This window comes from Brevundimonas sp. Br13 (assembly GCF_055391505.1).
In genome coordinates this window covers 1,793,930-1,820,658 of record NZ_AP044008.1, presented here as the reverse complement: position 1 = coordinate 1,820,658, position 26,729 = coordinate 1,793,930, and the positions used below count along the sequence as shown (strand labels likewise).

General features: G+C 67.4%; 24 protein-coding genes. 12 read left to right on the top strand and 12 right to left on the bottom strand.

Annotated elements, in window-relative coordinates:
• Nucleotides 1-41 precede the first annotated feature (41 nt).
• The 3 genes from ACZ5M6_RS08895 (at nt 42) to ACZ5M6_RS08885 (ending at nt 4,312) form a co-directional block, all read left to right on the top strand.
• Nucleotides 42-1,928: a CocE/NonD family hydrolase gene (locus ACZ5M6_RS08895; protein ID WP_464158207.1), complete on the top strand. Its 1,887-nt coding sequence runs from the start codon at nt 42-44 to the stop codon at nt 1,926-1,928.
• A 75-nt stretch (nt 1,929-2,003) separates the two neighbouring features.
• Complete coding sequence (locus tag ACZ5M6_RS08890; RefSeq protein WP_464158205.1) at nt 2,004-2,954, top strand: ABC transporter ATP-binding protein; 951 nt, start codon at nt 2,004-2,006, stop codon at nt 2,952-2,954.
• Nucleotides 2,951-4,312: an ABC transporter permease gene (locus tag ACZ5M6_RS08885; RefSeq protein ID WP_191558806.1), complete on the top strand. Its 1,362-nt coding sequence runs from the start codon at nt 2,951-2,953 to the stop codon at nt 4,310-4,312. Before ACZ5M6_RS08890 ends, ACZ5M6_RS08885 begins: the two co-directional genes overlap by 4 nt.
• 112 nt (nt 4,313-4,424) lie before the next feature.
• On the opposite strand, the gene rpsU is transcribed toward ACZ5M6_RS08885, so the two are convergent.
• Nucleotides 4,425-4,667: a 30S ribosomal protein S21 gene (gene rpsU, locus ACZ5M6_RS08880; protein ID WP_087120183.1), complete on the bottom strand. Its 243-nt coding sequence runs from the start codon at nt 4,665-4,667 to the stop codon at nt 4,425-4,427.
• Nucleotides 4,668-4,855: 188 nt separating this feature from the next.
• Between rpsU and ACZ5M6_RS08875 the strand changes: the two genes are divergently transcribed.
• The gene (locus ACZ5M6_RS08875) at nt 4,856-5,503 is read left to right on the top strand and encodes a COQ9 family protein (RefSeq protein ID WP_464158203.1); all 648 of its coding nucleotides are present in this window, start codon (nt 4,856-4,858) and stop codon (nt 5,501-5,503) included.
• Nucleotides 5,504-5,599: 96 nt separating this feature from the next.
• Complete coding sequence (locus tag ACZ5M6_RS08870) at nt 5,600-5,929, top strand: DUF7709 family protein (RefSeq protein WP_182713922.1); 330 nt, start codon at nt 5,600-5,602, stop codon at nt 5,927-5,929.
• Between the two features lie 24 nt (nt 5,930-5,953).
• Here ACZ5M6_RS08870 and ACZ5M6_RS08865 read toward each other — a convergent pair whose 3' ends face one another.
• Both ACZ5M6_RS08865 and purE read right to left on the bottom strand, forming a co-directional pair.
• A complete protein-coding gene (locus ACZ5M6_RS08865) occupies nt 5,954-7,036 on the bottom strand; it encodes a 5-(carboxyamino)imidazole ribonucleotide synthase (protein WP_054765412.1) in 1,083 nt (360 codons plus the stop codon).
• A complete protein-coding gene (gene purE / locus ACZ5M6_RS08860; RefSeq protein ID WP_152949906.1) occupies nt 7,037-7,528 on the bottom strand; it encodes a 5-(carboxyamino)imidazole ribonucleotide mutase in 492 nt (163 codons plus the stop codon).
• Nucleotides 7,529-7,706: 178 nt separating this feature from the next.
• On the opposite strand from purE, the gene ACZ5M6_RS08855 reads away from it, so the two are divergent.
• Nucleotides 7,707-8,270: a GGDEF domain-containing protein gene (locus ACZ5M6_RS08855; RefSeq protein ID WP_287105792.1), complete on the top strand. Its 564-nt coding sequence runs from the start codon at nt 7,707-7,709 to the stop codon at nt 8,268-8,270.
• Between the two features lie 22 nt (nt 8,271-8,292).
• Here ACZ5M6_RS08855 and ACZ5M6_RS08850 read toward each other — a convergent pair whose 3' ends face one another.
• The 3 genes from ACZ5M6_RS08850 to ACZ5M6_RS08840 all read right to left on the bottom strand — a co-directional run bounded on the left by ACZ5M6_RS08850 (nt 8,293) and on the right by ACZ5M6_RS08840 (nt 12,892).
• Nucleotides 8,293-10,098, bottom strand: a complete 1,806-nt coding sequence (locus tag ACZ5M6_RS08850) for an autotransporter domain-containing protein (protein WP_464158201.1) — start codon at nt 10,096-10,098, stop codon at nt 8,293-8,295.
• A gap of 114 nt (nt 10,099-10,212) precedes the next feature.
• Complete coding sequence (gene serA, locus ACZ5M6_RS08845; protein ID WP_464158200.1) at nt 10,213-12,105, bottom strand: phosphoglycerate dehydrogenase; 1,893 nt, start codon at nt 12,103-12,105, stop codon at nt 10,213-10,215.
• Between the two features lie 121 nt (nt 12,106-12,226).
• Complete coding sequence (locus tag ACZ5M6_RS08840) at nt 12,227-12,892, bottom strand: YtxH domain-containing protein (RefSeq protein ID WP_227975895.1); 666 nt, start codon at nt 12,890-12,892, stop codon at nt 12,227-12,229.
• A gap of 169 nt (nt 12,893-13,061) precedes the next feature.
• Here ACZ5M6_RS08840 and ACZ5M6_RS08835 point away from each other — a divergent pair, with 169 nt between their 5' ends.
• From ACZ5M6_RS08835 to ACZ5M6_RS08815, 5 genes are all read left to right on the top strand, one after another.
• The gene (locus ACZ5M6_RS08835) at nt 13,062-13,985 is read left to right on the top strand and encodes an Hsp33 family molecular chaperone (RefSeq protein WP_054766903.1); all 924 of its coding nucleotides are present in this window, start codon (nt 13,062-13,064) and stop codon (nt 13,983-13,985) included.
• A 74-nt stretch (nt 13,986-14,059) separates the two neighbouring features.
• Nucleotides 14,060-14,758, top strand: a complete 699-nt coding sequence (locus ACZ5M6_RS08830; protein ID WP_054765407.1) for a hypothetical protein — start codon at nt 14,060-14,062, stop codon at nt 14,756-14,758.
• A 59-nt stretch (nt 14,759-14,817) separates the two neighbouring features.
• The gene (gene hfaA, locus ACZ5M6_RS08825; protein ID WP_182713917.1) at nt 14,818-15,255 is read left to right on the top strand and encodes a holdfast anchoring protein HfaA; all 438 of its coding nucleotides are present in this window, start codon (nt 14,818-14,820) and stop codon (nt 15,253-15,255) included.
• 131 nt (nt 15,256-15,386) lie between these two features.
• The gene (hfaB, locus tag ACZ5M6_RS08820; RefSeq protein ID WP_409614011.1) at nt 15,387-16,289 is read left to right on the top strand and encodes a holdfast anchoring protein HfaB; all 903 of its coding nucleotides are present in this window, start codon (nt 15,387-15,389) and stop codon (nt 16,287-16,289) included.
• A gap of 42 nt (nt 16,290-16,331) precedes the next feature.
• Nucleotides 16,332-17,495, top strand: a complete 1,164-nt coding sequence (locus ACZ5M6_RS08815; protein ID WP_464158197.1) for a CsgG/HfaB family protein — start codon at nt 16,332-16,334, stop codon at nt 17,493-17,495.
• Between the two features lie 7 nt (nt 17,496-17,502).
• Here the strand turns inward: ACZ5M6_RS08815 and phoB are convergent, their stop codons facing one another.
• The 6 genes from phoB to ACZ5M6_RS08785 all read right to left on the bottom strand — a co-directional run bounded on the left by phoB (nt 17,503) and on the right by ACZ5M6_RS08785 (nt 24,193).
• Entirely contained in the window at nt 17,503-18,195 is a 693-nt protein-coding gene (phoB, locus tag ACZ5M6_RS08810) for a phosphate regulon transcriptional regulator PhoB (RefSeq protein ID WP_464158195.1), read from the bottom strand.
• Between the two features lie 20 nt (nt 18,196-18,215).
• Complete coding sequence (phoU, locus tag ACZ5M6_RS08805) at nt 18,216-18,941, bottom strand: phosphate signaling complex protein PhoU (RefSeq protein WP_054765402.1); 726 nt, start codon at nt 18,939-18,941, stop codon at nt 18,216-18,218.
• On the bottom strand, nt 18,941-19,903 hold the full coding sequence (pstB, locus tag ACZ5M6_RS08800; RefSeq protein ID WP_054765401.1) for a phosphate ABC transporter ATP-binding protein PstB: 963 nt from the start codon (nt 19,901-19,903) through the stop codon (nt 18,941-18,943). The genes phoU and pstB overlap by 1 nt, the downstream gene beginning before the upstream one ends.
• Nucleotides 19,904-19,907: 4 nt before the next feature.
• Nucleotides 19,908-21,212, bottom strand: coding sequence for a phosphate ABC transporter permease PstA (gene pstA, locus ACZ5M6_RS08795; protein WP_054765400.1), 1,305 nt, complete (start codon nt 21,210-21,212; stop codon nt 19,908-19,910).
• The gene (gene pstC / locus ACZ5M6_RS08790; RefSeq protein ID WP_464158192.1) at nt 21,205-22,635 is read right to left on the bottom strand and encodes a phosphate ABC transporter permease subunit PstC; all 1,431 of its coding nucleotides are present in this window, start codon (nt 22,633-22,635) and stop codon (nt 21,205-21,207) included. Before pstC ends, pstA begins: the two co-directional genes overlap by 8 nt.
• Nucleotides 22,636-22,780: 145 nt before the next feature.
• On the bottom strand, nt 22,781-24,193 hold the full coding sequence (locus ACZ5M6_RS08785) for a sensor histidine kinase (RefSeq protein WP_054765398.1): 1,413 nt from the start codon (nt 24,191-24,193) through the stop codon (nt 22,781-22,783).
• A gap of 152 nt (nt 24,194-24,345) precedes the next feature.
• Here ACZ5M6_RS08785 and ACZ5M6_RS08780 point away from each other — a divergent pair, with 152 nt between their 5' ends.
• Nucleotides 24,346-26,631, top strand: a complete 2,286-nt coding sequence (locus tag ACZ5M6_RS08780) for a hybrid sensor histidine kinase/response regulator (RefSeq protein WP_464158190.1) — start codon at nt 24,346-24,348, stop codon at nt 26,629-26,631.
• Nucleotides 26,632-26,729: the final 98 nt, after the last annotated feature.

Sequence of the window (26,729 nt, the reverse complement as noted above, 5' to 3'; positions counted from 1 at the left end):
TGCAGCCTAACCTTCTGCAAGCTTTTTGGAGGGGCATTATCATGAACAGAATCGTCGCCGCCGTCGTCGCGGCCGTACTGGCGGCTACGCCCGCCGTGGTCGCCGCCCAGGACTATGGCCGGTACAGCGATGCGGCCGCCCAGACCGAACTGTCCCGCATCGCCGATGTGCAGATGGCGGTCATGATGCCGATGCGCGACGGAGTCGGACTGGCCACCAACATCTATCGGCCCAAGAACGCCCAGGGCCCCCTGCCGACCGTCTTCATCCGCACTCCCTATAATGAGCTGGCCTATAACCCCCGCACCACCCGCAGCGCCCTGACCTGGGTCAGCCGCGGCTATGCCTTGGTCATCCAGAACGAGCGGGGGCGCTATTTCTCGGGCGGGGACTATCAGATCCTGGGCTATCCCCAGACGGACGGCTATGACGCCCTGAGCTGGATCGCGGCCCAGCCCTGGTCGAACGGCAAGGTCGGCACCCTGGGCTGCTCGTCCTCGGCCGAATGGCAGCTGGCGCTGGCGGCCCAGAACCATCCCGCCCATGCGGCCATGGTCCCTCAGGCGTCCGGCGCCGGAATCGGCAAGGTCGGGCGCTTTCAGGAACAGGGCAACTGGTACACCGGCGGCGTGCCGCGCAATCTGTTCTTCGTCTGGCTGTACGGGGTGGACAATCCGCTTCGCGCGCAGATCCCGGCGGAGATGGACCAGGAGACCCGCGCCCGCATCGTCCGTTACAACGACCTTGACGCCAAGAAGCCCGAGGTGAACTGGCCCAGCCAGATCCGCCATCTGCCGGTCGATGAAATGCTGAAGGACCTGGGCGAGCCGCCCGCGACCTTCGAGGAACTGATCGCCCGCACGCCCGCCGACCCGGCCTGGCGCGAGGGCGGCCTCTATCACGACGACATGGGCTGGGGCGTGCCGGCCCTGTGGTTCAACAGCTGGTACGACGTCTCCATCGGGCCGAACATGGAGCTGTTCAATCACGCTCGCTCGACCCCCCAGGACCGCGAGGCAGCCGAGAACCAGTATGTGGTGGTGGGGCCGAACAATCACTGCGCCTTCGCCGGGCTGAAGGCCGGGTTCCGCTCTGGCGATCGCGACCTGGGCGACGCCAGTTTCGACGCGGACGGCCTGGTCCTGGCCTGGTTCGACCGCTGGCTGAAGGGCGAGCGCCGCGCCTTCCCCGACAGCACCCCGCATGTCCAATATTTCAACATGGGCCAGAACGAATGGCGCACCGCCGCCCAGTGGCCGCCGGCCGGCGTCCAGACCGTGCGGATGTATCTGCGATCCGGCGGGGCGGCCAACAGTCTGAACGGCGACGGCCGGCTGAGCCCCGAGGCGCCGCCGGCGGGCGAACAGGCCGACCGCTATCGCTATGATCCGATGAACCCGGTCCAGACCATCGGCGGCGGCGACTGCTGCAACGGCGGGCTGGTCACGGCCGGCGCCTTTGACCAGCGTCAGATCGAGGCGCGCAACGACGTGCTGGTCTATACCTCGGAGCCGCTGACCGAGCCGATGCAGGTGACGGGCTTCGTCGATGCGGTGCTGAAGGTGTCGTCATCGGCGCCCGACACCGACTTCGCGGTCAAGCTGGTGGATGTGGCGCCGGATGGGACGGCCTATATCCTGGGCGACACCATCATGCGAGCCCGCTATCGCACCGGCTACGACCGGCCCACCCCCCTGACGCCCGGCCAGATCGCGACGGTGCAGCCCACGCCGATCACCATCAGCAACACCTTCCAGCCGGGCCACCGCATCCGGGTCGAGGTGACCAGCTCCAACTTCCCGAAATTCGTCCGCAATCTGAACACCGGCGGGCCGAACGAAAGCGAGACCCAGGGCCGGGTCGCCGACAACGCCCTGCATCACGCCGGAGACGACGCCTCCTACATCGACCTGCCCGTCCTGAAATAGGGCGACGGGGCGGAAGCGGCTGGCCTGAACCGCTTCCGCCTTGCTAGGCTGGCCGCAACCATAAGGGGAGACGGAATGACGGCTGCGTTGACGCTGGAGAGCGTGAGCAAGCGGTACGGCGGTTTCGACGCCGTGCGCGATCTGAGCTTCGAAGTGCCCAAGGGCTCGATCTGCGGCTTTCTGGGGCCGAACGGCGCGGGCAAGACCTCGACCCTGCGGATGATCCTGGGGCTGCAACCGGCGACCTCGGGCCGGATCGCCATCCTGGGCGCGCCGGACGGGCGGCTGGTCCGCGACCGGATCGGCTTCCTGCCTGAGGAGCGCGGTCTCTACAAGAAGATGACCCCGGTGGAGGCCATCGCCTTCTTCGGCGCCCTGAAGGGCCTCCCCTCTCACGAAGGCAAGAAGCGCGCGAGGCAGTTGCTGGAGCAGCAGGGCCTGGGCGCGGCGCAGAAGAAGAAGATGAAGGAGCTGTCCAAGGGGATGGCTCAGAAGGTCCAGTTGATCGCCGCCGTGGTGCACCGGCCCGAGTTCGTCATCCTGGACGAGCCCTTCTCGGGCCTCGATCCGATGAACCAGCAGGGGCTGGAGGAGATGATCCGCGGCCTGGCGGCGGACGGGGCGACGGTCCTGTTCTCGACCCATGTGATGCAGCACGCCGAACGGCTGTGCGACAAGGTGGTGCTGCTGGCCAAGGGGCGTAAGGCGTTCGAAGGCACGGTTGAGGAGGCCAAGGCCACCTCCCCCCGCGTCCTGGACCTGGAAGGCGCCATCTCGCCCGAGGCGGCCGGCGCCCTGCCCGGCGTGGCGGGGGTCGAGACCCTGTCCGATCAGGACGGGGTGCGCCGACTGAAGATCGTGCTCGCGGCCGGCGCGGGGGGCCAGGACACGCTGAAGGCCGCCTTCCTGAGCGGGCTGGACGTCCGGGGCTTCGCCCTGAAGGAACCGACCCTGCACGACGCCTTCATCGGCCTGACCGGCGACAATCCCGATCAACCCGCCGTCCGCCCGGAGGCGGTCCAATGAAACGCACCCTGCTGATCGCCCGCCGCGAATATGTCGCCTACGCCAAGACCGTGGGCTTTTGGCTGTCGCTTCTGGCCTTTCCGATGTTCGCCGTCCTGGGCGGGGGCATCCCCCTGCTGATCCGCTCGGCGGAACCGATCAAGGTAGTGACGGTGATCGAGGACGGTCCGGCGGCGACCGGCCTGGCCGCCGAGGTGCGCGCCGCCCTTCAGGAAGAGAAGGACCGTCTGGCGGAGCGGGTGCAGGAAGCAGCCCAGAAGGGCCAGGCCGCGGCCGGCCGCGCCGCCGCCTCCATCAGCGGTCCGAAGATGCGGCTGATCGACGCCCCGCCCGCCCTCACCGTCGCGGCGCCCGGCGCCGCACGTGAGGCGGCCTTGCGCGAGGTGCTGGACAAGGATGCGTCCAAGGACCGGCGCGTGGACGCCGTGGTCTTCTTGAGCCGCGTCGACGGCAAACCCCAGGCCCAGGTCTGGACCGCGCGGGCCATGGACAATGACGTCGCCGACTTCGTCCGCAACGCCCTGCGGACCGGCTATCGCGACCAGGCCCTGACCGCTGCAGGCGTCGCCCCGTCCCTGGTCGAGCAGATCGAATCCTTCAAGCCCGAGGTGAAGGCCTTTTCGCCCAACGCCGCCAGCGGGGGCGAGGTGTCGATGCGTGATCGAATCCCGGCCTTCATCGGCCTGGGCGCCGGCTTCCTGCTGTGGTCGCTGGTGATCACCGGCGCCTCCATCCTGCTGAACAGCGTGATGGAGGAGAAGTCGAACAAGATTCTGGAGGTGCTGCTGTCCTCGGCCTCCGCCTCGGAAATCCTGACCGGCAAGGTGCTGGGGGTGGCGATGCTGACCTTGACGGTGCTGGCGGTCTGGGCGGGAATCGGAACCTCGGTGCTGACGTCGGCCTCGCCCGATACGGCGGCGACGATCGGCCAGGTGCTGCTGGACGGCGGCCTGGTCTTCTATTTCATCGCCTATATGGTCGGCGGCTATCTGATGTACGCCGTGCTGTTCGCAGCCATCGGCGCCTTCTGCGAGACGCCGCGCGACGCCCAGACCCTGATGGGGCCGATCATGATGATCCTGGTCGTGCCGATCCTGGTCATGCAGATGGCCCTGACCAGCCCCGATGCGCCGGTGGTGAAGGTCCTGTCATGGATTCCCTTCTTCACCCCCTTCCTGATGAGCGCGCGTGCGCCCAGCGATCCGCCCCTGATCGAGATCGTTCTGACCTTGATCGGCATGTTCGCCACCGCCGCCCTGATGGTCTGGATCGCCGGTCGCGCCTTCCGCGCCGGCGCCCTGTCGGACGTGAAGCTGAGCTGGAAGACGTTCGGACGGGCGGTGACGGGACGGGGATGAGGCGCCGCCTCCTCTCCGCCTCGCACCACGGAGGCGACAAGAAAAAGGCCGCTTCCCGAAGGAAGCGGCCTTTGATCTTTCGGCCTACGCCTGAGCCCCTTAGGGCTGAGCCTTAGCGGCCGCCGGGGACGCGCGGCTTGGGCGCGGGCAGCAGGCCCTCGCGTTGGGCGCGCTTGCGGGCCAGCTTGCGGGCGCGACGGACGGCCTCGGCCTTTTGGCGGGCGCGCTTTTCCGACGGCTTTTCATAGTGCACGTGGCGCTTCATTTCACGGAAGCTGCCTTCGCGCTGCATCTTCTTCTTGAGGGCTTTCAGCGCTTGATCGACGTTGTTGTCGCGGACGAAAATCTGAACCAGGGGTATCTCTCCTTTGGCCGCCCGCCGCGTCCTTTCGAAGGGAGACGGGCAGACAAATAAAATCCTCTCCCGGGAGCGAGGCTCTCGGATGAAGGCGGGCTGATACACGAGCCCGCCGCGTCTGTCCAGTTCGTCGCAACCATTCTTCCAGGCTCGAAACCCCGAAAAGACGGGCGTATGATCCGCCCATGACACAGACCGACGATTGGGCCGATCAGACCGAACAGACCGTGCTGGACGCCGCCGTCGCCCGCGCCCCCGCCCTGGGCTGGAACGCCCGGCTGGTCCGGGAGGCGTGCGAAGCCTGCGGCCTGTCGCTGGGGGATGAGGAACTGCTGCTGCCCAACGGCGCGCGGGATCTGGCGGCCCTGCTGTCGCGCCGTCACGATGCGCGCGCCCTGGAGGCCCTGGGCGCCGTCGATCCCAAGTCGCTGAAGATTCGCGAGCGAATCGCCCGCGCCGTGTCTGCACGGATGGAGGCGGGCGCGACCGACCTGGAGGCGACGCGCCGCTGCGCCGCCTTCCTGGCCCTGCCCGTCAATGCCGATCTGGGGCTGAAGCTGGCGTGGGAGACGGCGGACCATCTGTGGCGCTGGGCGGGGGATGAATCGACCGACTGGAACCACTATTCGAAGCGGACCATCCTGTCGGGCATACTGATTCCCGCCCTGACGATGCGCTGGTTCGACGGCAGCGAGGCGGCGGAAGCCTTTGTCGCTCGCCGCATCGAAAACGTCATGGCCTTCGAAAAGTGGAAGGCTGGCAAGGATTTCGAGGCGCCGTTCCGCAAGGTGACGGATGTGCTGAGTCGCATCCGTTATGGGGCGCGAGGTTAGGCGCCCGTCTCGCCGCTTTCGCTCCTTTGTCGCTGCGCAGCGTTGCATTCGAGACGGGTGAGCGCCAGCTAAGCTTCAGTCCCAGGAGCGATGCGCATGGCCGACGAGATTCTTCACACGACCGCCTTGAACGCGATCAACCAGAAGCTTGTGGCGGATGGGGAACGCCTGCCCGCTGTGAAGTTGAAGGACGGCAGCACGGTCCAGACCGGCACGGTCGCCACCATGTTGCTCAACATCGAACATTATAATCAGGGCGCACGGGGCGATGTGGAGCGCCAGTTGGAACTGGCCGTGCCCACACTGGCCAAGATCGGCCTGTTCGACCTGTTCAGCCCGCACGAATGGTGCGCCGGCGACAATCCGGGACGAGCCTTCGTCGGGCGACTGGCGCTGGCTCACATCGTCGACGAATCGGGTCGCTGACCGAAGCGATCGCCACAGACGGCCTCAGACCGTCCCCAACACCCGGTTCACATGGGCCATCTTGCGGCCCGGTCGGGCCTCGGCCTTGCCGTAGAGGTGCAGCCGTTCATCGGCCTTGGCCGACAGGGCGCGCCATTGATCGACCTCGTCGCCCAGCAGATTCTTCATCTCGATCCGGGCATGGGCCGCCGTGGGGCCGAGGGGCCAGCCGGCCACCGCGCGGATATGCTGTTCGAACTGGTCACAGACGCAGCCGTCCTGAGTCCAGTGGCCGGTATTGTGGACGCGCGGGGCGATCTCATTGACCAGCAGAACGTCGTCTCCGAGGTCGAACAGCTCGACCCCGATCACGCCCACATAGTCCAGACCGTCCAGGATCGCCTCGGCGATGGCGCGGGCGCGCACCTGGGTCTTTTCGTCGACGGCCGCGGGGGCCAGGGTCGTGCGCAGCACCCCGCCCTCGTGCCGGTTCTCGCCCAGCGGATAGACCGCCATATGACCGTCCCAGTCGCGGGCGGCGATGACCGACAGTTCGCGCACGAAGGTCGCCCTGGCCTCCAGGATCGCCGGACGGCCGCCCAGGCTTTCCAGGGCGGCGGGCGCGTCCTCGATGGCGTGGATCCAGACCTGGCCCTTGCCGTCATAGCCTTCGCGCCGGGTCTTCAGCAGGGCGGGCAGGCCCAGCTCCGTCAGGCCGACGACCAGGTCGTCCAGCGTATCGACCACGGCGAAATCCACCGTCGGGGCGCCGACGGCGTTCAGGAAGGTCTTTTCGTCCACCCGGTCCTGCGACACGCGAAGCGCCGTCGGCCCCGGCGCGACCAGGGCGCCGGCCTCGGCCAGCCGCTCGATGGAGGCGGCCGGCACATTCTCGAACTCGAAGGTCACGACGTCGGCGGCGCGGCCGAGCGCCGTCAGGGCCTCGGGATCGTCATAGGCGGCGACGATCTGGCTATGGGACACGCGGCCCGCAGGGCTGTTCGGTTCCGGATCCAGGATCACGACGTCGAAGCCCAGGCGCGAGGCGGCCTGGCTCAGCATCCGACCCAGCTGTCCTCCGCCGAGGATGCCGAGGGTGGAGCCTGGGGGAAGCGGAAGCTGGGGCACTCAGTCCTCGACGGTTTCGGCGACGGAATCGGTCAGGGCGGCCCGGAAGGCGGCGAGGCGCTGGGCCAGGGCTTCATCCGACAGGGCCAGGATCTGGGCAGCGAGGATGCCGGCGTTGGCGGCGCCCGCCTCGCCGATGGCCAATGTGGCGACCGGGACGCCGGCCGGCATCTGCACGATCGACAGCAGACTATCCATGCCCTTCAGGGCCTTGGACTGAACCGGGACGCCCAGCACCGGCAGGTCCGTCATCGAGGCGGCCATGCCCGGCAGATGGGCGGCGCCCCCGGCTCCGGCGATAATGACCTTGAAGCCCGCCGCCTTGGCGCCGGTGGAGAACTCGACCAGTCGCTGCGGGGTGCGGTGGGCGCTGACGACCTTGGCCGTCCAGGCGACGCCCAGCTGATCCAGCTTGTCGGCGGCCAGCTTCATCGTCGGCCAGTCCGAACGGCTGCCCATGATGATTGCCACCGGCGTTGCGGAAGTCGCCATAGTTCAAGGCCCCTCGCGGAAAGGCGCCCGTTACAGCACACGGGGCGCCGCCGCAACCGAACAGCGCCGGTTCATCGCCGGAATCCGCGCCGCGCCGCCTTCAATCTCTGCCGTCCAGCCTCTAACATCGACCTATCGCGCGTCCGTCTGAGTCGCGCCGCCGGAGCCTGCCTGCGCCGTGACCGACGTGGCCGAACACGACCTGACCGCCGAGATCGCGCGCCTGCGCGCCGAGCTGGACGCCTGGAAACAGCGCGCGGCGGCGGCCGAGGCGGCGGCCGATCACGACGTCCTGACCCCGGCCCTGAACCGTCGAGGCTTCGTCGCCGCCCTACAAAGGGCCATGGCCTATTGCCAGCGGCATGAGGTGCCGGCAGTCCTGCTTTATCTGGATATGGATGGGTTCAAGGGGGTCAACGACCGCCTGGGCCACGCCGCCGGGGATGCGGCCCTGGTGGCCGTTGCGCGGCTGATGATCGGCCATCTGCGGGAATCCGACGCCGTGGGCCGCCTGGGCGGTGACGAATTCGCCCTCTTGATGCTGAACGCCGGCCAGGAAGACGGGCGGGCCAAGGCGCGACAGCTGGCCGAGGCTCTGGAGACCGAAGGCTTCGTCTGGAACGGCGAACGCACCCCCCTGGGGGGCTCGTTCGGGGTCCGCGCCTGGGACGGCCATACCGACGCCGAGGTCTGGCTGACCGAGGCCGACGCCGCCATGTGGGTGCGCAAGAAGGGGCGCTGAGGCCCCTTCCCCGCCTTCCGTCCTACAGGGGCAGGCGCAGCTGGACGCCGCCCATATGGCTGTCGGCGTGTTCGCCGTAGCGACCACGATAGGCTACCGACACCTTCACAGGGCCGACCGAGCCCTCGACCCCCGCCGAGGCCAGGAACTGGCCGCCGAAGGGTTCCTCCACCTCACGCTCCAGCACCTGGGCCGGATTATTGTACAGGCCGACGCGGACCGGATCCGAACTGTCGTCCAGGGCGTCGCGATAGCCGCCCTCGGCGAACAGGGCGAAACGGCCCATCTCCGCCTCGGCCCGCAAAGCGACCTCGCCGCTGATCGCCTTCATCTCGCGGTCTTCGTACTGGTACTGGGCGGCGACGCCCTGCTCCCAATAGCTGTCGACGTCGCTGGTCGCCCAGGTGACGGCGGCGCGAGGCGACAGGGCCAGCCCCCCCATCTCGAACCACATCCCGCCCTGCAAACGCGCGCCGGTGCTGAGAGCGCGCGTCTCGGCTGTATGGACGATCGGCGCCAGGCTGGTTGTGCGTTCGATGTCGTCGATATTGTCGCGCGCCACCCCGACCGCCGCATTGACGAACAGGTCGCCCGAGCGCCAGCCGCCGTACAGGTCCAGGCCGAAACTTTCGACGCTGAAGGTCAAGGCCTGGCTTTCGACGTCGCTGGTGCGGGCCGTCCCGGCCATGCCGAAACGCCAATGTTCCGACGGACCGGCTTCCAGGGCGATGCGAGCACCCCAGCCGTCGCTGGACGAATCGGTGACCGAGCCGCGCGCATCCGTCTCGACGCTGTCGACCATGGCCGAGGCGGTGATCGCCACGCCCGCCTCCCAGGCCTCGCGGCCGGACAGGGCCTCGCTGGCGGCGTCCAGCGCGTCTTCACGGTGCCGGAAGGCGGTCTCCCCCTGCAAGGCCGCCTGGGCGCCGATGTCGCCATAATAGAGGTAGTCGGTCGCCAGCCGGGCGATGATCTGGTGCCCCGTCGCGGTCGGATGCACCCCGTCGAAGTAGAAGTAGCTGGCGGGGTTCGAACAGACCGTCACCCCGTTGAAACAGGCCTGGGTGACGTTGGTCACACCGAATTGGCCGGGATTGGCCGCCAAGGTGTCGCCGATCTTGAACAGGTCCATCATGATGATGTTGCTGCCTGGACGGGCGGCCGCCGTTGCGGTCAGGCCCGTTTGCAGGGCGGTGTTGAAGGTGGTCACCGCATAATCCGCCAAGGGCGCCGCTGTCGTGCCTCGGAACTGGGGCGTCAGGCTGAGTTTGGGCAGGTTGGTGACCAGTATGGTCCCCGCGCCTGCTCCGGCCACGCTGTTGACCAGGCTGTTGACGTTGGCCGCCGCGCCGGTCGCGACCGGGGTGATGGCGGCGACCGGGCTGGAGGAGGCGCCGGCGGCAGGCAGACCCTGGAAGATGTCATTGGCGCCGCCCAGGACGCTGACCAGGTCATTGGCCCCGAAGGTTCCGCCGCGGCTGGTGTAGGCGGCCAACTGGGTCAGCATGCCTGGCGGCGGGCCGGCCGACGAATCGGTACGGGCGCCGCCGAAGGCGTAGTTGATGCTGCCGCTGACCGACCCGTTGAAGTTGACGGCGTTGAAGCCCAGCAACTCCGTAAAGACCGGGCCGGTAGAGAACCGGCCTTGATAATAGGGCGGCGACGGCGGCTGCGTGCCCGCCGAGGCCAGATAGAGGTTGCCGTTGTCGCTCAGACTGTCGCCGAAGACGACCAGGCGATTATAGGTCTGGGCCGAGGCCGAACCCGCGAAGGCGCAGGCGGCGAGCGCCAGGGCCGCGGCGGCGGCGCCGTTGAGATAGCGTGACATATGTTCCTCCCACAGCCGTCTGTGTCGCGGCCGTTAGGTCGGGAGGATGCGCCACTCTGCGAAGAGCGCAAGATGCCGTTACGTCAGTCTTCGGAAAGAATATGTCGCAGACGCTTAATGCAGGGTGCGGAACTTCAGGGTGCCGATCACCGTCTTCAGCGTGCGCAGCGCCTCCGGATCGTAGTCCTTGTCCACATCGGTGATGACATAGCCGGTGCGTTCGTCGGTCTTCAGATGCTGACCCAGGATGTTCAGACCCGCCGCCGCGAGCGCCCGGTTAAGGTCGGCCAAGACCCCCGGCTGGTTCTTGTGGATGTGCAGGATGCGGTGCGCGCCGGAGACCTCGGCCAGTTGCACATTCGGCAGATTGACGCTGAAGGTGGTGTCGCCTCGGTTCAGATAGCCCAGCAGGCGCTCGGCCGCGAACTCGGCGATGGCTTCCTGGGCCTCCTCGGTCGATCCGCCGATGTGCGGCGTCAGGATCATGTTCTTCAGCCCCTGAAGCGGGCTTTCGAATGGGTCGGAATTGGTGCGCGGTTCTTCCGGGAAGACATCGACCGCAGCCCCGGCGATCCGGCCGGACCCCATGGCCTGGGCCAGGGCGCCGACGTCGACCACATGGCCACGCGACAGGTTCAGGAACAACGCCCCCTCTTTCATCCGGGCGAACTGGGCCGCGCCGAAGATGTTGGCGTTTTCGCGCCGGCCGTCGACGTGCAGCGTCACGACGTCGCTCTCGGCCAAGAGGGCGTCCAGCGACCGCATGCGCCGGGCGTTGCCCAGGGCGAGCCGTTCCGACAGGTCGTAGAACAGCACCCGCATGCCCAGGTTTTCGGCCAGCACCGACAGCTGGCTGCCGATGGCGCCGTAACCGACGATGCCCAGGGTCTTGCCGCGCAGCTCCTTGGACCCGGTCGCCGACTTGTTCCATTTTCCGACGTGCATGGCGGCCGACTTGTCGGGCACGTCGCGCATCAGGACGATCATCAGTCCGATGGCCAGTTCCACGACCGAGCGGGTGTTCGAATAGGGGGCGTTGAACACCGCCACCCCGTGATCGGCGGCGGCCTCTAAGTCGATCTGGTTGGTGCCGATGCAGAAGGCGGCCACCGCCATCAACCGATCGGCCTCCTCCAGCACACGGCGGCTGACGGTGGTCTTCGAGCGGATGCCCAACACATGCACGCCCTTGATGGCGGCGATCAGATCGTCCTCGTCCAAGGCGCCCTTCATGGTCTCGACGGAATAGCCGGCCTCCTCCAGCCGCTCGACGGCTACGGGGTGGATGTTCTCCAGCAGCAACATCTTCATCCGGCTGCGCGGAAAGGACCAGCGGCCCGACAGGCCCTCGGCGTGCAGCACCTCATCCAGAGAAGCGGCTTCGGCGTCGGCGACCTCGATCACCGACGGACGGCGCGCGACCTCGGTGAAGGCGTAGAAGGCGTCGGCCCCTCCTGCCAGCTTGACCTCGGCGTCGTTCCAGCCGTCGCCGACCATGACGACGCGACCCGACAGGTTCAGCGCGTGGATCACCGCCGGCTTGCCGTCGGCGTGGGACAGGGGATTGGCGTCGTCGACGCCCGTCACCCGCCCGTCCGCGTCATAGATCAGGTCGTTGCACAGCACCCGGTCGGGCGAAACGCCCAGCAGTTCGGCCACCGGCGCGATCACCTCGCGGAAGCCGCCGGACAGAATGACCACCCTGCCCTTGTGCTGCTGGAAGAAGTTCAGATTGCGCCGCACAGAGGCGGTCAGCCGGTCGGACGCGCGCTCCGCCAGGGACTGCACATGGTCGCGGGTCAGGGGCAGCAGGGCCAGACGCCGACGCAGCGCCTCCCCAAAAGCGAGGTCGCCCGCCATGGCCTGATCGGTCAGGGCGGCGATCTCGGCCCGCGTCGCCTCAGCCTGGGGCGAGTCCGCCAAGGCGAGGTCGGCCAAGGCTTCCAGTGTCTCGAAATCGACCAGGGTCGAATCAAAGTCGAAGATCAGGGTGGGGCGCGCAGTCATGGAGCGCGTCTTAGCCGCCTTCGCGCCTGCGGCAAAGCCGAGGCGTGCTGAAGAAGGCTATCAGTTGCGCTTAATCCTTGCCGCCCGCCGCGATATTCCGAGCTGCGGGCGGCAAGAAATCTCAGAACCGGGCGATACGGCGCACGCGGCTGTCCGGCCGGCGGCTTTCCAGAACGACGGCGCCGATCGCAGCCGCAAGGGTCGCGACGGCGAGCAAGGCCCCGCCCTCCCGCGCATGATCCCGGGCGTAGGCGCCGGCTTCATCGGCGTAGTGACGCGCCTTCTTGCCCTGTTTCTTCAGCGCCTTCTTGGAGCCCTTGCGAGTTGCGTGGAACCAGCCGTCGGCGCGGGCGCGGGCGTAACGGGCGCCGTCGGCGGCCCGGTGACGCGCTTCGCGCGACCATTCGCCGGCGCGCTCGCCGGCCCATTCCCCGGCGTCTTCGGCCCGGTGGCGGAAAGCGTCCACGGCGTCATGCAACCGGTCGCGGAGATCGGCCGTATCGACCCAGCCGCGGGGATTCATCCGCATCTTGATCCGCTCATAGCGGGTCGGGCCGCTGCGCTGCGACAGATAGATGGCCAGACCGGCGCCGACCAGAAGGGCGGCCAGGGTCCCGGCGCTGACGCCCGGATGTTTGCGGACTTCGTCCAAGGCGTTGAAGTTACGAACCATAGGATAGTGAACCTCTTCATCCAGACCGTTCGCGGTCGGGTCACGGCGCCCGCCGTCGTTCGGCCGATAGGCGGAACGGCGGTTCCGCATCAGCGAAGGAGCGAACCGCGCCAAAAACGGTTCCGCCCCACCCGACCGGGTCAGATAGAAAGATGCCTGGCTTGGGCGCAGGCGCAAGCCCTTGAGGCGCGGCCGGCGGGATGTTGGGGGCGCCTCTTACCAAGCCGGTCTCGGGCGCCTAAATAGCCCCGATCCCGAAATGACGCCTTCCAAGGACCTTGCCGTGACCGATCACGCGCCCCAATCCGCTGTTTCCGACGACCTGGCCGCCGCCTTCCAGATCGAGGGCTGGCCCGTGCGCGGTCGCCTGGTTCGGCTGGGCGCGGCGATCGACACCATACTGGCCGCCCACGCCTATCCTGAGCCGGTCGCCGCCCTGCTGGGCGAAGCCTGCGCCCTGGCGGCCCTGATCGGCTCCAGCCTGAAGTTCGAAGGCCGGCTCCTGGTCCAGGCCCAGGGCGACGGGCCGGTGCGCTATGTCGTCGCCGACTATGGCACGGACGGCTCTCTGCGGGGCTATTGCCGCTATGACGAGGACGAGGTGGCGGCGGCCTCTCAGGGCTTCGCGCGGCCGGGCGCCCGGACCCTGCTGGGTCAGGGCGTTTTCATCATGACCCTGGACCGCGGTCCTGATTTCGAACGAACGCAAGGCATCACCCCGATCGAGGGCGAGAGCCTGTCCCTGTGCGCCGAACACTATTTCCAGCAGTCAGAACAGGTGCCGACCAAGGTGCGCCTAGCCGTCGGCTCGGTCCAGACCGGCGCCGGGGTCCAGTGGCGCGCCGGCGGGGCGATGATCCAGATCATCGCCGGCGACGAGACGCGCGGCTCGACCGAGGAAGTCTGGGACCGCACCCGCGCCCTGTTCGGCACCCTGGCCGACGACGAACTGATCGACCCCACCATCACGCCCGAAACCCTGCTGTTCCGCCTGTTCCACGAGGACGGGGTCCGGCTGGAGGGTGCGCGACCGCTGACGGCCGTCTGTCGGTGTTCCAAGGACCGCATCGCCTCGGTCCTGGCCTCCTTCGACCCGGCCGAACGGGCCGAAATGATCGAGGACGACGGGCGTATCCACGTCACCTGCGAATATTGCGCCACGGTCTACGCCTTGGAACCGGACGAGGTGGTGGCGGCCCAGATCTGATCGGGCATTCAGGCATGGTGTTTGCGACCTGGGGGACGGAGGACCGTCCCTCTGACCGAATTCGAGACATCGCCATGAAAACCGCCATCGCCGCCGCCGCCGCACTGGCCGCTCTGAGCGTCGCGCCTGTCGCCTTCGCCCAGACCGCCACCACGACCACCACCAGCAACACCTGCCGCCCCACCGACCCCTGCTATGACGCAGTCTGGAGCAAGTCGATCGCCAACACCCAGCGCATCGACGGCACGAACTCGATCTTGAACGCCACGGTCAACACCACAATCGGTCACGCCGCCGACACCGTGACCGCCGCCGCCACCTCCATCGGCAACAACTTCAAGGCCGAGGGCCGGTCGGTCGAATCCCTGTCTTCGAACCAAGTCTTCCAAGGCGAGGCCTACGCTACGCTGAACGCCAAGATCGGCGACGCGGCCTCGGACGTCACCCTGAACTCCAGCGCCATCGCCAACAACACGTCGGTGGACGTGGCCCAGGCGGGCCGCATCGATCTGAACCAGCAAATCCTGAACCGCGATCCGTCGGCCGTGGTCAACGCCGAGCTGGGTTCGGTCGGCGGCGATCTGACCGTCAGCGCCATCGCCGGCGGCAACATCGCCAATGTGACCGCCGACGTGGCCAACCTGTCCTCCAACCAGTTCGCCCACGCCGCGCCTCTGAACGCCGTGACGAACCTGTCGGTCGGCGCCGTCTCCGGCAAGATCGACGCCGCCGCCACGTCGATCGGCAACAGCCTGACCGTCAAGGGCTTCTGATCCTACGGCGGGACGCGGCCGCGGTCGCGTCCCGCCACAGATCAGGCGAGGAGACTTAAATGAGACACCGGCTGCTTGCGCTCTCCGTTCTGAGCCTTCTCGCCGCTGCAAGCGCGGTTCAGGCCCAGTCCAGCGTCGCCCAGATGGAGGCCGGATACGGTGGGGCCCGCCGCACCCTGTCCACCGCCTTCAATCCGTCCACCCGTGATGCGAACAACAACCGCGTCATCATGAACGGGGTGATCCAGGACGGTCAGGGCGGAAGCCAGATCAACGTCAACGCCAACGGCCAGACCTCCGGGGCGGACTTCTTCCGCTCCGGCGCAGACAGCTTCACGGCGGGGGCCCTGACCGCCAGTTCGACGGCGATCGGCAATCAGATCAACGTCAACGTCAACGGTTCCTGGAACACGGTGGTGCTGGATTCGACACAGATCAACAACGCCCCGATCAATGCGACCACCACAGTGACCGGACGCAACACGACCGGACAATAGGTCTTCGATCAGGGAAGGCTGGACGCCCGTCGGTTCGCCGACGGGTGTTTTCGTTTTCCGGGCGAATTTCTCGCTGGCCCGAACGGTGCGTTTCAACCGTCGAGAGACCTAAGACTGTTCAGGAACGACACATGTCGCCGATCGCCCTTCGCGCCGCCGCGCTCGTTATCGCCGCTGGTCTGGGACTGACGCCCGCCCTGGCGTCGGCTGAGACGCGCCAGAACTATGTCCCGCCGATCGGCGACGCCCCTGTCACCTCCAATCCGACTCCTTATACACCTGCCTTGACCTGCCTGGCGGAACGTGCGGCGGGACGCCCGGCCCCGCGCATCTCGGTCGGCCGGATTTCCGACCTGACGGGGCGCGTGGATTTCGACACTGGCGCCAAAATCCCCCAGGGCGCGGCCCTGTTCGCCATCACCGCCCTGGGTAAGGCGGGCGTTCCCGTTGTTGAACGGCTGGACAATTCCGTCGCGGAGATCGAGCTGAACTACGCCCGCCAACATCTGTTGTCGGACACCCCCGAACGGGCGGGCTCCGATCCACAGAACTTCCGCCCCATCTATGCGGGCCAGATCGCCGGGTCGCAGTACTACATCGTCGGCGGCGTCACCGAGCTGAACTACAATATCGCCTCCTCCGGTCTGAAGGCCACGGTCGGAGAGGCGGCCGCAGCCGGGGTGCGGGGCACGGCGTCCACGACCGGCTATGTGATGAACGTCGCCGTCGATCTGCGCCTGGTGGACACCCGCACACAGCAGGTGATCGACATGGCCTCTTTCCAGAAACAGGTGACTGGGCGCGACGCCAGCCTGGGGCTGGTCGGGACGGTCGGAGACTACGGCGCCAATCTGAACGGCGGACGCGGCGCCATGGAGCCTTTGCAAGCGGCGGTGCGCACGCTCGTCGAGCGGGGCGTATTTCAGCTGATCGCCAATCTTCAGGGCGGGAACGCGACCGCCGACTGTCTGAACCCGGCCGCCAATCCGTCCGGTCCGACGCTGCCGACCTACGCCGCCCTGCCCGGCTCCTGACGCTTTCCTGAATCTTCACGGATTTGGGGCATTCAAGGCGCCATGCAGCGCCTGTCGATACAAATGACCGCCGCCCTGTGCGTCGCGGCCGTTGGAATGTCCGGCTGTGTCGGCGCCCATTACGATCCGGCGACCGGGCTTTACGCCCGCACCCTGGGGGGCGCGCCGGCGACACCGAACCCGACGCCCTACACTCAATCGCTGGAGTGCCTTGCACGGGCGGCGCGCGCCCAGAGCCTGCGCGGGCCGACCTTGGCCGTGGGGGCCATTTCGGACCTGACCGGCAAGAACGACTGGGACACTGGACGAAAAGTCAGCCAGGGCGCCGCGCTTTTCGCCATGACCGCCTTGGGCAGGGCCGGACTGCCGGTGGTCGAACGCTATGACCGCTCCGTGTCCGACATCGAGCTGGCCTACGCCCAGACGGGGGCTCTGTCCGGGGCCCTGATCGGCGAAACGACGCCTGCCGCGACGATCGCGCCCCGGACGCCGTCGGAACCGGACCCCGAGGTGGTCTCGACCGTCGTTCCGGCCGATGCGACGGCTCTTGCCCCCCGACCGGTCCTGACCGGTCAGATCGCGGGTTCGCGCTACTACATCGTCGGCGGCGTCACCGAGCTGAACTACAACATCCGATCTTCGGGCGTCGACGCCGCCGGGGGCGAGGTGGACAGCCAGGGCGCCAAGGGCAGTTTCCGCAACAGCGCCTATGTGATGAATATCGCCATCGACCTGCGCCTGGTGGATTCCGTCAGCCAACAGGTCGCGGCCGTCGCCTCCTATCAGAAGCAGTTGATCGGCCGAGAGATCAAGGCCGGCGTCTTCGACTTTCTGGACGGCAACGTCTTCGACATATCGGGAGGCGCCAGCCAGTTGGAGCCGATGCAACTGGGGGTCCGCACCCTGGTGGAACGCGGCGTATTCGACCTGGCCAGCCACCTCTATGGATTTGACCGGTCCGCCTGCCTGCCCGACGGACTGGAGAGCGAAGACGGGGTCACGCCTCTGCTTCCCCTTGGTCCGCATCACATCCTCATGGCCGAAGACGCGGCGCCCCGGATCGCCCGTGCGGTAGAGCCTGAAATCGAGCGACGCCTTGAGGCGGCGACGCCCATTCCCCTCCCCGTCCAGACGGCGTCAAATCGATCGGTTCAAGCCCATCCGGGGCCGGTGATCGAGCCCGGCACCTGGCGCGTCCGGCGCTGAGGGCTGATCAGCCTTCCAGATCCAGCGAATAGCCGGCTGAGCGGACCGTGCGGATCGGATTGGCGCTGTCGTCGCCGATGGCCAGGGCCTTGCGCAGACGGCCCACGTGGACGTCCACTGTGCGCGCCTCGACATAGACGTCCGACCCCCACACGGCGTCCAGCAGCTGCTCGCGGCTGAAGACCCGGCCCGGATGCTGCATGAAGTGATCCAGCAGGCGGAACTCGGTCGGCCCCAGATGGACTTCCTGCCCAGACCGCTTCACCCGATGGGAGACGCGGTCGACGATGATGTCGCCGTGGTTCAGGCGGTCGTCGGCAAGACCCGGACGGATGCGGCGCAAGACGGCGCGGATGCGGGCGATCAGCTCGACCATCGAGAAGGGCTTGGTCAGATAGTCGTCGGCGCCGGTATCCAGCCCCCGCACCCTATCGCTTTCCTCGCCGCGAGCCGTCAGCATGATGATGGGCAGGTTGCGCGTCTCGGCCTTGCCCCGGATGCGACGGCAGACCTCGATGCCCGACAGCTTGGGCAGCATCCAGTCCAGCAGAACGAGATCGGGCTGGCGCTCGTCGATCTGGAGCATCCCCTCCTCGCCGTCGGCGGCGACGGTGACGTCGTAGCCTTCCTTTTCAAGGTTGTACTGAAGCAGGGTCGCCAGCGCGTCCTCGTCTTCCATCACAAGGATATAGGGCTGCACGTCGGGTCTCCGGTCTCGGGTCAGTGCGTCGAAAGGTTCGGCGTCGGATCGGAATCTTCGGCCGTGGGTTGGGCGCGCGGGCGTTCGCCCACGATGTCTTCGCCGGTGATTTCGTAGTGCACGGTCTCGGCGATATTGGTCGCGTGGTCGCCGATCCGCTCCAGGTTTTTGGCCATGAAGAGCAGATGGGTGCAGGCCCCGATCGTGCGCGGGTCGCCCATCATATAGGTGAGCAGTTCGCGGAACAGGGCGTTGTAATGCTCATCGACCTCGTCGTCGGTCTGCCAGACGGCGACGGCGCGATCCAGCTCTGAGGCCGTATAGGCGTCCAGCACGTCCCGCAGCCGGGTCGAGACCAGCCGCCCCATCCGCTCGATCGACCGGGTCAGGGGTTGCATGGGCTCCCCCTCGGCCAGGATCAGGGCGCGCTTGGCGATGTTCTTGGCCAGGTCGCCGGTGCGTTCCAGGTCGGTCGCGATCTTCATGGCGCCCAGGGTGCGGCGCAGGTCGCTGGCGACCGGCTGGCGCAGGGCGATCAGGCGAATGGCCTTCTTTTCGATGTCACGGTGCAGGGCGTCGAGCTTGAGGTCCCGCTCGACCACGGCGCGGGCCAGGGCGATGTCGCGCCGGGCGACAGAGTCGATCGCATCTGCGACCTGGGCCTCGGCGAGACCGCCCATGCGGGCGATCTCGGCCGTGATCTGATTCAGCTCGTCGCCGTAAGCCTTGACCGTGTGCTGGTTCATTAGCCGAAGCGTCCCGTGATGTAGTCCAGGGTGCGCCGCTCGCGCGGATTCTGGAAGATGTCTTCGGTGTCGCCGGTCTCGACCAAACGCCCCATGTGGAAGAAGGCCGTGCGTTGCGACACCCGGGCCGCCTGGGCCATGGAGTGGGTGACGATGACGATGCAGAACCGCTCGCGCAGTTCGTCGATCAGCTCTTCGATCCGGGCGGTGGCGATGGGATCAAGCGCCGAGCAGGGCTCGTCCATCAAGATCACTTCGGGGTTCACGGCGATGGCGCGGGCGATCACCAGACGCTGCTGCTGGCCGCCCGACAGGCCCATGGCCGAGGACTGAAGGCGATCGGCGACTTCATCCCAAAGGCCCGCGCGTTTCAGGGCGCTTTCGACCACGCCGTCCATCTCGGACTTCGCCGAGACCAGGCCGTGGATCTTGGGGCCGTAGGCGACGTTTTCGTAGATCGATTTGGGGAAGGGGTTCGGACGCTGGAATACCATGCCGACCCGCGCGCGCAGCAGGACCGGGTCGATGGAGCGGTCGTTGATGTCTTCGCCGTCCATGGCGATCCGCCCCGTGACCTTGGCCCCGGAGATGGTGTCGTTCATGCGGTTCATGGTGCGCAGGAAGGTCGACTTGCCGCAGCCAGAAGGACCGATCAGGGCCGTGACCGTCTTGTCTGGTATGTCCAGCGACACCTCAAAGAGGGCCTGTTTGCCCTCGTAGAAGACCGAAACGTCGCGCGCGGCGATCTTGATCGGGCCGGTGGGCGGCGTAGCCACGACCGTCTGGTCCGCCTGGCGCGAAGATTCGGCGGCGGCCTCGATCCGGTCTGCGTCGCCAGCCGTTTCGGACGCTTCGCTCACGGCCGCAGGCAGAACCTGACCGCCCATGCGCACGGCGTCGGTCGGATCGGCCGTCCCGGCGCCGGTCTGGTCTTCAGCAGAACGGAAGATGCGAGTTTTCATGCTCTTACCACCGGCGCTCGAAGCGCCGCCTCAAGATGATAGCCGCCGCGTTCATGATGATCATGAAGACGAGCAGAACGATGATCGCCGCAGCCGTGCGTTCGTGGAAGGCGCGTTCAGAGGCGTTTTCCCAAATGTAGATCAGCGACGGCAGGGCGCCGACCGGCTGGTCGATGGCGTGCGGCACGCCCGGCACGAAGCTGACCATGCCGATCAGCAGCAGGGGCGCGGTTTCGCCCAGGGCGTGGGCCATGGAGATGATGGCGCCGGTCATCACGCCCGGCATGGCCAGGGGCAGAACGTGGCTGAACACCGTCTGGGTGCGCGAGGCGCCCATGGCCAGGGCCGCCTCCCGGATCGAGGGCGGCACCGCCTTCAGCGAGGACCGGGTGGCGATGACCAGGGTCGGCAGGGCCATCAGAGCCAGGACCAGGCCGCCGACCAGGGGACTGGCGCGCGGCAGGTGCATCCAGTTGATGAACAGCGCCAGGCCCAACAGGCCGTAGACGATCGAGGGCACGGCTGCGAGGTTGTTGATATTGACCTCGATGATGTCGGTCAGCCTGTTCTTGGGCGCGAACTCCTCCAACCAGACCGCTGCGCCGACGCCCAGCGGAATGGCGATCAGGGCGGTGACCATCAGCATCAGGGCCGAACCCACCACCGCGCCCAGCACGCCCGCCAGTTCCGGCTGGGTCGAGTCGCCGTTGGTGAACAGGGCGGTGTTGAAGTGCGCCCCCACCACCCCCTCGGCCTGCATCCGCTCCAACCAGGCGATCTGCCGATCCGTCAGACGGCGCTGGTCTTCAGGGGTCGATTTCGAAATCTCGCCTTTCAGATACAGGTCCGCATCGTCCGATAGGGGCGCGGCCAGGGGCACGGTCTCGCCGATGACGTCCGGGCGTTTGGCGACTAGGTCGGCGGCGACGAACTTCAGCTCGGACGAGAACAGGCCGCGCATTTCGGCCGAGGCGCGACCGGCAGCGTCGTCCTGAACGCCCCAGCGCGCCAGCTGCTGCTCGGCGGCCAATTGCTCGAAGTTGGACCCTTGAGGATAGGCCCGATCCACGCGGGCCGGGTCCATATAGACCGGGACGGTCACCGTATGGGTGTAGAAGGCGGTGTGCCCCTGCTCCACGATCCGCACCAGAAGGATCGCCAGGAACAGGACGGCGGCGGCGATGGCCAGACGGCCATACCATTTGAACCGCGCCTCCTTGGCGTGGCGTCGTTTCAGCCCGGCGCGCAGTCGGTCCAGCCGCGTCCTGTCGGTCGCGCCGGCGAGGCGATCGGAGGTCGCGTCAGTCATATTGTTCCCGATAGGTCTGCACGATGCGGTGGGCGACGATGTTGAGCACCAGGGTCGCCATGAACAGGGTCAACCCCAGGCCGAAGGCCGACAGGGTCTTGGCGCTGTTGAACTCCTGGTCGCCGGTCAGCAGCGTGACGATCTGGACCGTGACGGTGGTCACCGTGTCCAGCGGATTGAAGGTCAGGTTGGCCGCAAGGCCCGCCGCCATGGTCACGATCATGGTCTCGCCGATCGCGCGCGACACGGCCAGCAGCAGGGCGCCGGCGATGCCCGGCAGGGCGGCCGGCAGAAGAACCCGCTTCACCGTCTCCGACTGGGTGGCGCCCATGGCGAAGGAGCCGTCGCGCAGGGTCTGGGGCACGGCGTTCAGAATGTCATCCGACAGGGAGGAGACGAAGGGGATCAGCATGATCCCCATCACAGCGCCGGCCGTCAGAGCCATCTGGTTCTGCACCAGGGCCAGATAATGACCGAGGCCGTCCAGCGGTCCGCCGATCAGAAACAGCCCGATTTCATTGAAGAAGACCCGCAGGAGCGGCCCCACGGTCAAGGCGGCGAAGAAGCCGTAGACCACCGTCGGCACCCCGGCCAGAATCTCCAGCAGCGGCTTGACCACCGCCCGCGTGCCGGGCCCGGCGTATTCCGACAGATAGATGGCCGACAGAAGTCCGATCGGCGCGGCCACGCACATGGCGATCGCCATGATCAGCAGGGTGCCCGCGAACAGGGGCACGGCGCCGAAGGCCCCGGTCGATCCCACCTGGTCGGCGCGGATGGCGATCTGGGGGCTCCACTGGGTTCCGAACAGGAAGTCGAAGATCGGGACCCGCTGGAAAAAGCGGAAGGAGTCGAAGGCCAGGGAGGCGATGATGCCGATCGTCGTCAGAACGGCGATGGCGGAACAGACGAACAGGGCGCCGTACACCCAGCCTTCCACCCGGTTGCGCGCGCGTGTCTGGGGACGGATTTGGGTCATGGCGAACAGACCGCCCAGGACGGCGGCCAGGACGGCGGCCAGTCCCCCGCCCCACTTCAAGGTGCGCTCGATACTGACCATGCGGCGCGCTTCGACCGGGAGCTGCTCGGCCAGGGGCCGTTCCCAGATCTGAAGGGCGGGCTCGCCGCGACCGAGGCGATGGGCGTCGGCGAAGAAAGCGTCGCGACGGAACGGATCCAGGGCGGCCACCTCCGGCGGCGTGTCCACTGCGGTCAGCTGCCGCTCCAGGGGCGCCGAGAACAGACTCATCAGCACCAGAACCAGCAGGGCCGGCGCGGCGACCCAGATCAGGGCGTAGGCGCCATGCTGTCCGGGTCGCGAATGCGGCTTGGCCCCGACGGCGCGGCGGACGGCCAGGGCGCGACCGCCCAGATAGGCGGCGACGCTGAGCGCGACGAGGATCAGTAGGTAAATCCAGATCATTCCGGGTCCGAGGCGGTCAGGCGCGAATCGAAAGAAGGCCGGCGATCCGGCGACTAAGCGGCGCGACTACTGCCCGCGAATGGTCAGCGGAATAAGACGACTTAGTGACAGTTCCATAACAGCGCAGGCTTTTGCGACGCGCCGATCACGAGGCGGCGCGAACATCCCGTCGTTCGACCACCATGGGGAACCAGGCGGTAAAGGCGGCGCCCAGACCCGGTGCGCTCTCCACCACCAGACCGCCCTCGTGGCGATTGACGATGTGTTTGACGATGGCCAGGCCCAGTCCTGTGCCCTGGCGCTCGCCGCTCTTTTGACCTTCGACCCGATAGAATCGCTCGGTCAGTCGCGGCAGGTGCTCGCGCGCCATGCCCGGCCCATGATCGCGCACGGTGACGGCTGCATAGAGGACGCCCGCAGCCCGGTCCGGCGTGACCAGCGGCAACCGCGTCGCGCCCGGCATGCGGGACGACCAGGCCTCGTCGAACGACAGATCCGAGCGCACCGAAATCTCCACCGTTCCCCCGGCAGGCGAATATTTGACGGCGTTATCCAGCAGATTCTGGACGACCTGGAGGATTTCGTCGCGGTCGCCGTTTATGGAGGCGCGCGTCTCCCCGCGATCCAGGGCCACGACGATCTGTTTGGCCTGGGTCAGAATGCTGACGGCGTCGACCACGTCCGCCGCCGCGCGATCCAGATCGACCCGGCCTGACGGCGGGATGTGTTCATTCAGCTCGATCCGGCTGAGCGACAGAAGGTCGGCGACCAGACGTCCCATGCGATCCGCCTGGGCCGACATGATGTCCAGGAATCGGTCGCGCGCTGCGGCGTCGTCGCGCGCGTGACCTTTCAGGGTTTCAATGAAGCCGCTGAGCGAGGCGAGCGGCGTGCGCAGTTCGTGGCTGGCGTTGGCCAGGAAGTCGACGCGCATCATCTCGGTGCGGCGCGCGGCGGTCTCATCGCGCAGGACGACCAGGGCCAGGGGATCGCGCCCCTCCCCCGCCTCGGTGGACAAGGGCCGCGTCCAGGCGCGCCAGCGCCGGTCCCGCTGCCCGCCGGTGGTGTAGTCTGTCGTGCGCGAGACGTCGCCGAAGAGGGCTTCGTCCACGGCTTCCAGCACCCCCGGCTCACGGATCACCTGGACCAGCAGCGCGCCCTGACGATGAATCCGCAACAGGTCGCGCGCGGCCTTGTTCGCCATCACGATGCGCCGACCGGCGATGTCGTCCGGTTCGCCGCCGCTGACGATCAGAACAGGATCGTCCAGGCTTTCGAACACCCGGTCCAGCAGGTCGGCGGTGACGGGATCGGTCGGCCCGTCCGCCGGCGCGCCCTCCGGCGTCGGCGTCGGCGCCGGCGCCGGCGACTGGGCGTTCAGCAGCCAGGCCGATCCGGCCACCACCACCGCCCCGCCGACCAGCCATCCGGCGATCTGAGGATGGACGAAGGCGAGACCCAGCAGAACCCCCACCGCGATCGCGATGCTGATGCCTACCGTCCACAATCGAGACGTCGAGGTCGGCGCCACCGGCGAAGGCGAGGAATCATAGGACATGGGCGGCGCGAGACTCGCTCGAACGGTTGGGTAAATCCCATCCTTGCACGGATTTTGTGACGCCGCGCCGACAGGACCGGCGATTTTTCCAAGCCTGACCGCACGGTTTGTTTAGGAGTTTTAGGCAGGCTGTCGCCAAAGGGGGAACTTCCTTGGTTCGGACGATGGACGCGGTCCTGTACGGTCACGACTGGCGGCTCAGCCTGCTCGCCGTCGCCTTCTGCTTTGCGGGAATGGCGTCGACCCTGCAGTTGATCGAGCTGACACGCCGGCGGGACGTCAAGACGCGCTGGCGGCTCGCCGTCGCCGCCGGCATCGTCGCCTCGCTCACGACCTGGGTGGCCCATGTCCTGGCCATGAAGGCGCTGGCCGCCCGCCTGGGCGGGACCTATGACGTCGGCCTGGCCCTGGGGTCCAGCATATTGGCTATGGCGATGATCGGCTTGGCCGTCGTCGTGGCCCTGGCGCGAGGACGGCTGTGGCGGACGTTTGCGGGGCTGATCGCCTTGTCCGGCGTGGCGGCCATGCACTATCTGGGCATGGTGGGTTTCCAGGCGTCCGGTCGGATGGAGTGGCGGTCCGATCTGGTGGTTCTGTCTATCGTCGGCGGCATGGCCATCGCGGGCGCAACCGCCTTCCTGCATCGTCGGGGCAGCCTTCCTCGCCTGTTGTTGAGCGCCGGCGGGGCGGTCGCCGCCATCATGTTCCTCCATGTCATGGGTACGGCGGCGCTGAGCGTGACGCCCGATCCGGCGGCGGGACGGCAGGCCGCCTTGTCTCCAGAGGCGATGCGCCCCCTGATCATCCTCGTCTTTCTGGCCGTCGGCGGAACGGGCGGGGTGATCGGGGTCATGGCCTATATGACGCGGGCGGGAGCCCTGGCGCGCATCCGCGAGGCGGTCGAAGCCATGCCGGACGGCCTGGCCTTCTTCGACGCCGACGATCGACTGGTGCTGTGGAACGCCCGCTATGCCCAGGTGAACCCGGAACTGGGGCCGCTTCTAAAGGTCGGGACCCCCTTCCTGGACCTGATTCGGATCGGCATGGACGAAGGGCGGTATGACGACGCCATCGGGCGCGAGGACGAGTGGATCGCCGAGCGGCTGAGGGCGCGCCGCGCCGCATCCTCCTTCATTGAGCAGCAGGTGGCTGGCGACCGCTGGCTGCGGATCCAGGACCGCCGGACGGCGGAGGGTGGGACCGTCACCGTCTGCAACGACATCACCGACCTGAAGCACGACGCCCGCGCCCTGGGCGAGGCGCGCGACGCGGCCGAGGCGGCCAATGTGGCCAAGAGCCTGTTCCTGGCCAATATGAGCCACGAGATTCGCACCCCGCTGAACGGCGTCATCGGCCTGTCCCAGGCTCTAGCCAAGACGGAACTGACGGCCGAGCAGCGCGAAATCCTGGATCTGATGCAAGCCTCCGGCCAGACGCTTCGGACCCTGCTGAGCGACATTCTGGATCTGGCGCGGGTCGAATCGGGCAGGCTGGAATTGACTGAGGACGCCTTCGAACTGGCTGGCGCGGTGCGCGAGGCGGCCCAGCTCTATGCCGAGAACGCCCGCGAGAAGCACCTCGGCTTCCATGTGGACATCGATGTCGAAGACGGGCTTTGGGTCAGGGGCGACGTCGTGCGCCTGAAGCAGATCCTGACCAATCTGATCTCCAACGCCGTCAAATTCACCAGCCAGGGCTTTGTCGGCCTGACCGTCCAGCGTGGAGCGGACCATGCGCGTGGGCCGACCCTGCGCTTCACCGTCGAAGACACCGGCATCGGTTTCGACTCAGCGACGAGAGAGCGTCTGTTCCGACGCTTCGAACAGGCCGACGGCGGCATTACGCGCAAGTTCGGCGGCTCCGGCCTGGGGCTGTCGATCTGCCGCCAGTTGGCGGAGATGATGGGCGGCGACCTGGATTGCGAAAGCGAGCCCGGGGGCGGCTCGGCCTTCATACTGACCCTGCCCCTGTCGGTCTGCGACGCTCCGGCCCAGAGCGAAACCCAGGCCGACCCTGAAACGCCGGCTCGCCTGCGCCGTCCCGTGCGGGTGCTGGTCGCCGACGACCATCCCACCAACCGTCGGGTGATCGAGCTGATTCTAGCCCAGACCTCGGTCGAGCTGTGCATGGTCGAAAACGGCGCAGAGGCCGTTGACGCCTTCCGTCTTCGCAGCTTTGACTTGGTGCTGATGGACATGCAGATGCCGGTGATGGACGGCCTGACCGCCACCCGGGAGATTCGACTGCATGAAAGCGCGACCGGGGCGGCGCGAACCCCGATCGTCATGTTGACGGCCAACGCCATGCCCGAACATGTGGCGGCGGGTCGCTCGGCCGGAGCGGACCACCATCTGGCCAAGCCGTTCAACGCCGCCGAACTGCTGGCGATCGTCATCGACCCCGCCGCCCTGCCGAAGATCGACGCCCAGGCGGCGTGATTCCGCTGAGCGGTCGCCGATCCGGTCTCAGGCGGTTGCACATCCGTCATGATGCGTGTAATAGCCCGCGCTCTTGAATTCGAGGGTTCATGACCCCC